The sequence below is a fragment of the Barnesiella sp. CU968 genome (genome assembly GCF_905219685.1).
GTDB lineage: Bacteria > Bacteroidota > Bacteroidia > Bacteroidales > Muribaculaceae > Lepagella > Lepagella muris_A.
In genome coordinates this window covers 1-5,731 of sequence record NZ_CAJMXD010000185.1, presented here as the reverse complement: position 1 = coordinate 5,731, position 5,731 = coordinate 1, and the positions used below count along the sequence as shown (strand labels likewise).

Annotated in this window: 5 protein-coding genes and 1 tRNA gene; 2 read left to right on the top strand and 4 right to left on the bottom strand. The window is 50.3% G+C overall.

Annotated elements, in window-relative coordinates:
• Window positions 1-128: 128 nt before the first annotated feature.
• Together JX312_RS08235 and JX312_RS08230 are read left to right on the top strand one after the other, a co-directional pair.
• Window positions 129-201: transfer RNA gene (locus JX312_RS08235), tRNA-Lys, on the top strand.
• Between the two features lie 513 nt (window positions 202-714).
• Window positions 715-1,947, top strand: coding sequence for a site-specific integrase (locus tag JX312_RS08230; protein WP_123485519.1), 1,233 nt, complete (start codon window positions 715-717; stop codon window positions 1,945-1,947).
• A gap of 65 nt (window positions 1,948-2,012) precedes the next feature.
• On the opposite strand, the gene JX312_RS08225 is transcribed toward JX312_RS08230, so the two are convergent.
• From JX312_RS08225 to JX312_RS08210, 4 genes are all read right to left on the bottom strand, one after another.
• Complete coding sequence (locus JX312_RS08225) at window positions 2,013-2,303, bottom strand: helix-turn-helix domain-containing protein (protein ID WP_123485518.1); 291 nt, start codon at window positions 2,301-2,303, stop codon at window positions 2,013-2,015.
• Window positions 2,281-2,526, bottom strand: a complete 246-nt coding sequence (locus JX312_RS08220; RefSeq protein ID WP_204457668.1) for a helix-turn-helix domain-containing protein — start codon at window positions 2,524-2,526, stop codon at window positions 2,281-2,283. The genes JX312_RS08225 and JX312_RS08220 overlap by 23 nt, the downstream gene beginning before the upstream one ends.
• A 268-nt stretch (window positions 2,527-2,794) precedes the next feature.
• The gene (locus JX312_RS08215; RefSeq protein WP_123485516.1) at window positions 2,795-4,330 is read right to left on the bottom strand and encodes a hypothetical protein; all 1,536 of its coding nucleotides are present in this window, start codon (window positions 4,328-4,330) and stop codon (window positions 2,795-2,797) included.
• A 221-nt stretch (window positions 4,331-4,551) separates the two neighbouring features.
• Window positions 4,552-5,731: DUF4099 domain-containing protein (locus JX312_RS08210; protein WP_204457667.1), on the bottom strand; the 1,180-nt coding region annotated here is incomplete at its 5' end.

Sequence of the window (5,731 nt, the reverse complement as noted above, 5' to 3'; positions counted from 1 at the left end):
GTAGGGACGAGTTCAGTATCTAAAATTTAAATAAAAAGTAGATAAAAAATTTGGATAAGAAAAAAAAAGGTAGTAACTTTGCACCGCAAAAAGGGAAGCAATGCTCATGCATTCTTTTTCTCAAGCATGACTCCGTGGCTCAGTTGGTAGAGCAAATGACTCTTAATCATTGGGTCGTGGGTTCGAGCCCCACCGGGGTCACAATCAAAAATGGCAAAACGCCGTAAAGCACTGAAATCGCTTGATTTTCAGTGCTTTTTATTTTTGCCAAAATTTCAGAATGGCGCAGAATACAGAGGTGGTGAGTGAGTCATTAGTGAGTACTCACGTTTGTGAGTAATTCGACTCACGGTTGGCAGAAATCATCAGTGAGTCGGCTGAAACACCGAAAGTTAAGCCGTTATCACGCCTCACAAAGTGGGGTTTTGAGTATGGGAACGAACCTTTGACCCGGTTGGGGTCGCAATTTTCAGAGCTTCTAAACACTATTTAACTCTTGAAATATTCTTTAACCATAAATCCCCGCTCAAAACGCTGTTTGAAGCCGATTTCTGCGATTTGCACCATTTTGCACCGTGAGCCGGACTCACGGTTTTGGTGGAATACAGGCGTGAGCCGTCCAATCAGTCATATCCGTGATATTTGATGTTCTTTCTCGTTTGGTGATGTCGGCGAAAATGATTATATTTATATAACCATTAAACCCACAGAGAAATGACACCAGATTCTTATTTTACTCTGACTTTCTACGCAAGGAAGCCAAAGACAGAAAAGAGCGAATATCCGCTCTACGCCCGTATCTCGGTCGGAGGCCAGATGACGGAGTTTACAATCGGTCGTTCAGTGAACCCTAAACACTGGAACCAGAAACGCAACCAGAGCGATGGCACATCGCGCCGCGACAAGGAGCTGAACAAATTTCTTGAGATGGTGCGCGCCCGTTTCTGCGAAATTCACAACATGCTCATCCGTGAGAACAAGCTGGTAAATCCGGCTGTCCTTAAAGCGCATTACATGGGAACTATGGAGAAGCCCAAAATGATGTGCGAGGTGTTCCGCGAGGCAAACGAGAAACGCAAGGAGGAACTTGACCGTGGAGACATCGTGAAGCCCACCTATCAGCGCTGGACTCGTTGCGTTGACTATCTGGAAGACTTCTTCAAACTCCACTACAAGACCGACGACATTCCGATAAAGGAGGTTACATCGGGGATGCTTGACGACTTCGAGCATTTCCTTCGCATGAAGAAATCCTGCGCCAACAACGCTGCCGTGCGTTATCTCCGCTGCGTAAAAAACGTGTTGCAGTATGCTCTCGCCCACAAGTGGATAGACCACGACCCGTTTATCGGCAAGAAATACCAGCGTACATATAGTGAGCGTCAGTTCTTGACCGAGGCTGAAATAAAGACCATTATGGATCTTGACCTGAAGGAGTTGCCACGATTGGAAGTAGTGCGTGACACCTTCGTGTTCTGCTGCTTCTCCGGACTTGCCTTTTGCGACATGAAATCACTCACCATTGACGACATACAAGACGATGACAAAGGCAATACTTGGATACGCAAGGCCCGTGCCAAGACAGGAGAAATGTGTATAATCCCGATGCTTGACATACCCCGCCAGCTCATCAAAAAGTATTCGGATCATCCTGTTGTGAAGGCTACGGGAGTAGTCATGCCGGTGATTACCAACCAGAAGATGAACGCCTATCTGAAAGAGATTGCAGATTTGGCGAAAATCAAAAAGCATCTGACAACCCATGTGGCGCGCCATACATTCGCCTCTATGTCGCTCTGCAACAACGTGTCCATCGAGGTAATATCCAAGATGCTCGGACACAGCGACATAAAGACAACGCAAATATACGCCAAGATGCAGGATCAAGCCGTGTATGATGGTATGGCAACCATGCGCAGCAAATTCAACAATGTGCAGGTGGTATAAATTCGACTGTCACTGAATGAAATAAATGCGGTCATCGGTATTATCCGGTGGCCGCATTTTCGGTTTCAGTATTTGGGGCGGTATGTGGATTTCAAAAACTCCTCCACATCATCATCTGCATAGAGTATCTTGCCGTCAAGCCTGTAATAGGCTATCTGCCTGTTATCTCGGTATTCCTGCAATGTGCGTCTTGAAATGTTGAGCTTTTCCGAGAGTTGGGCATCGGTATAAAACTTTTTACCCAAGAACGACGGATGTATTTCAGTATTCAATCTCTCAACGATTTCAAGCACTGTAAGACTGTCGGCATGGAAATTCCCTATTTCATTGCTGTCACGGGTATATATTGTTCCCATTTCTCGGTACAGCCTCTACCCGTTCAAGTAATCCGAAAGCATCTCCGGCGAGGAACATAGACCCTTTTCCGCTCTTGATGAACCCTATACGTCCGCTCTTTTTGAGTGAGCGCGCTTTGGACTCGGAGATATGTAGCAACTCACAGAGTTCCTGCAACGTAAGCCAATCATCAGGCTCTTTGTTTCTTACGCGCTCGAAGAAAGTGATAAATACTTTCTTCAAATATGACATTCGGCTGAATATTTCTTCAAGTTCGGATTTTTCGATTTGAACAAACTCTGGCATAAATTATTGGTGGATTAAGTGGTGGATGGGATATGTGTTTGAAAAAAGAAGGCGGGTATCCCTCCCGCCTTCTCACCACTAAATCCACAATCAAAATAAATTATGACTGCGATTCAGTGGCAAAGTTAGCGATTTTTATCGGATTATGCGCTATGGTCAAGCGGCTATTTTTCAATCACGATATAAATTATCGCTGTCGTGGCGGTCATTCGTTTTTGGGTATGTAGCGCAGAATGTCGGTGACAGTATCGGTGAGCCATTCGCCGAAGCCCTTGACGGCTTTTCTGCCTGTTATTGTGCCGTAGGGTATCTCGTCAGCTCCGTATTGCCCCACCAGTATGCTGTGGGCAAGATTGTAGGGAGCGAGGTCAAGCAGCAGACGGTCGCCTTCTGGCGTGCAAGCGATAGTGCTGTCCTCTATCGTGATGAAGCCCTTGCGCATAAGACCTTCGAGTGCCGTGCCGTATTGGTGTACGGTGTGGCAGTAAGGCATATCGGGGTGCGTAGTGTCTGCGGTCAGCGTCGCATATCCGGTGAGGTTGGCAAGTGTCGGAACAAAGCTGTATGAAATGGGCGATACCTCTTTGACCGGAGCCATCATCTTTTCGACTATGGTGATTGTCTGTTCCGATGTGCCGGGGTATTCGGGCTTCGGCTTTCTCACCTCCCATCGGCAGGTGAATGTCAGTCCGGTGATTTCAGCCGTCACAGTGGCATACTGTTTCTTTTCCGATGGCATTGCCGCCACTTCCATGCGCCCTGCAATAAGTCTGTACAGGCTGCGCTCGGTCTTTGTGGCGCGTTTGGACAGTCGGCGCAACACGGTTATGCCGTTGCCGGCGTCCGGTGCAGTAACGTATGGCGATGAGATAAAGCCCTGCTCGTAGAGCTTCTCCGCAGTCCTGACGGTGAGTGACGGCATAAAGCCGAAATTGTCGAATGCGTCCATCTGGAGAGTGAGCATCGTGTGGAGTCTGACTGCCGGCGCATCTTCCTCCGTGACGGTCATCCGCGCCTTGACGGGTTCGCCGACAGGGATGGTGTCAACGATTGCGGCGCAGACCCTCTCGCTCTGCCAAGACTGATCAGAAACGAGGTGCAGCCCTCCGTAATCGAGGAAGATTCTGTACGCCTTCGGCTGGGCGTCATATTGAGCCGCCTGTTCATCCATGTCACCGAGATACTGCATGGCTACGACCTCCTTGCGTGTCAGCGGCTCGCCTTCGTAATACCAGCGTTTGAGAACCCCGGCGAAATTATATTCAAACATCATGTCCATCGCGCCTGCCACAAGACCTGACTGGGCGAGATTGTGCAGGTGACGGCCCTTCTCTCGCTTGGAGAATGAACGCCGGATAGATGCACGGGTAATGCGGGGAAGCCACATTCGGCTCGTCGGATGCCCGACACGGAAGTGACGGCAGATGTTGAAGAAACGCGCCTGTGCGTCGGCTCCCTCGTCTGAGGCAAAGACAACCTCTTTCGCATTGCGGAACAGCGGTTTGAGTACGCGGTCACGTTTCTTGTCGGTGACGGCGATCTTGAATTTCTCCGGCACGAATGGCAGACAGCCGTTAGCAGCCTTGTCAAGACTGACAGGCTTGATGAAGCCTCGGTGAACGTAGGCGACGGTGATGTCGCCGTTGGTATATACCCCGTATGCCGGGTTAAGTGTCGCCTTCAACGCTTTGGCGACGGCTATGGCTATGCGGTATTTTTCGCATACAATCAGTTGTGTCATAATTTTTGTGGGTTTAGTTGGTGAATGTTTTGAAAACACGGGGAGGCCGCGCGCACCTCCCCATGTCGTGAAGATACTTGTCAGGATATTGACAGGTTGCCGGAGGCGGGATATTTGTCGCAGTGGATTTATGGATTCAGTGGTCGGATCTATGTTCCGGCAGACGTGTCAGCGAATCGCAGTCGTTTTGACTGTGGATAACGGATGAAGTGGTGAGGCGGCTACGGCTTTGGAGTCTTGGGCTTGGGCTGGTGCTGCTTTTTCTGCTGCGCCTCGTCCTTAGGCTGTGTCTGTCCGCGCTGGAGCGGTTCATTCACGTTCTTGGTCGCCTCGTTGGTCTTGCCGTCATCGTTTACCGCCATCTGTGTTTTGCTTTCCTCGGCGATGCCCACCACCTTGTCGCGGTCGGGATATACGCGGGTGGTCTGAGGCTTTCGCTCTTTGGGGTCATATTGCAGGTATATGGTGCAGTCGTTGCCACTCCTGTCCTTGCCCTCACCGACAAGCACCTGCTTCCCGGCGAGGTAGTCTGCCTGTTTCTGCTCGTCGAGCGGGATATGGTACCACTGAGTCAGACGCTTGGGGTTGCCGTTGGCGTCATGCCAGTTGTCTTTGAGGCTTTGCCCGGATTGTTGCTCGCCCTGTTGCCGGTTCTGCTGTGCCTGCTGTGCCTCCTGCTCGTTCTGCTGACGGTACTGAGCCGAGTTGACAAAGGCGATGTCACGCTTGGATGCGTTGTATTGCAGGTCGGCGGTGAATTTCTGTCCGTTGGGGAGTTCGACGTGCTGTTCCTTGATAAGACCGCCGTTTTTGAGTATGCCTATCTGCTGCATTGTCAGATTTATATTGGCAACCTTCTGTTTGATAAAGATTTTATCGACAGGTATGCTCTCGATCTCGTTTGTGAGGCGGTCTATGCTCACGAGGCATTTGTGTACCTCTCCCGTCGCGGGGTCTTTGAGGTCAACGGCTTTGCCGAGATTGCCCGTGTTGGATAACTCCACCTTGTCCTCGGTGGTGAATGTGTAGCCCCGGAATGGCTGGTCAAACAACGGTTCTTTCCTGACGAAATGGGGCGTGAGCGAATATGTGCCGTCGGGATTGGTGCGGAATGACAGACGTGCGTCCAGCTTTTCGCCGCTTCCGTCGGGGTCGTTGACTTTATGTAGTTCCGGCGACTTGTGATGGTAAACCATCTGTTGGAGCGCGCCTGACTTTTCAAGATCCTCCCGGCTGATGCCCCATTGTTTTTCTATCTCCGCCCAGTTCACCTTGTCGGGGTCAACCGGTTTGATTTTTGCGGCGGGAGCCTTCATCTTGACACGGTATTTGTCAAGCATCTCCCTGTTGGTTTCTGGGTCGTTGAGCATTTCCGCCATAGGCTGACTCACAGCCTCGTAG

Excerpts from the sequence above, each read along its gene's own strand:
- JX312_RS08230 (WP_123485519.1), top strand. The coding sequence starts at position 715 with ATGACACCAGATTCTTATTTTACTCTGACTTTCTACGCAAGGAAGCCA.
- JX312_RS08225 (WP_123485518.1), bottom strand. The coding sequence starts at position 2,303 with ATGGGAACAATATATACCCGTGACAGCAATGAAATAGGGAATTTCCAT.
- JX312_RS08215 (WP_123485516.1), bottom strand. The coding sequence starts at position 4,330 with ATGACACAACTGATTGTATGCGAAAAATACCGCATAGCCATAGCCGTC.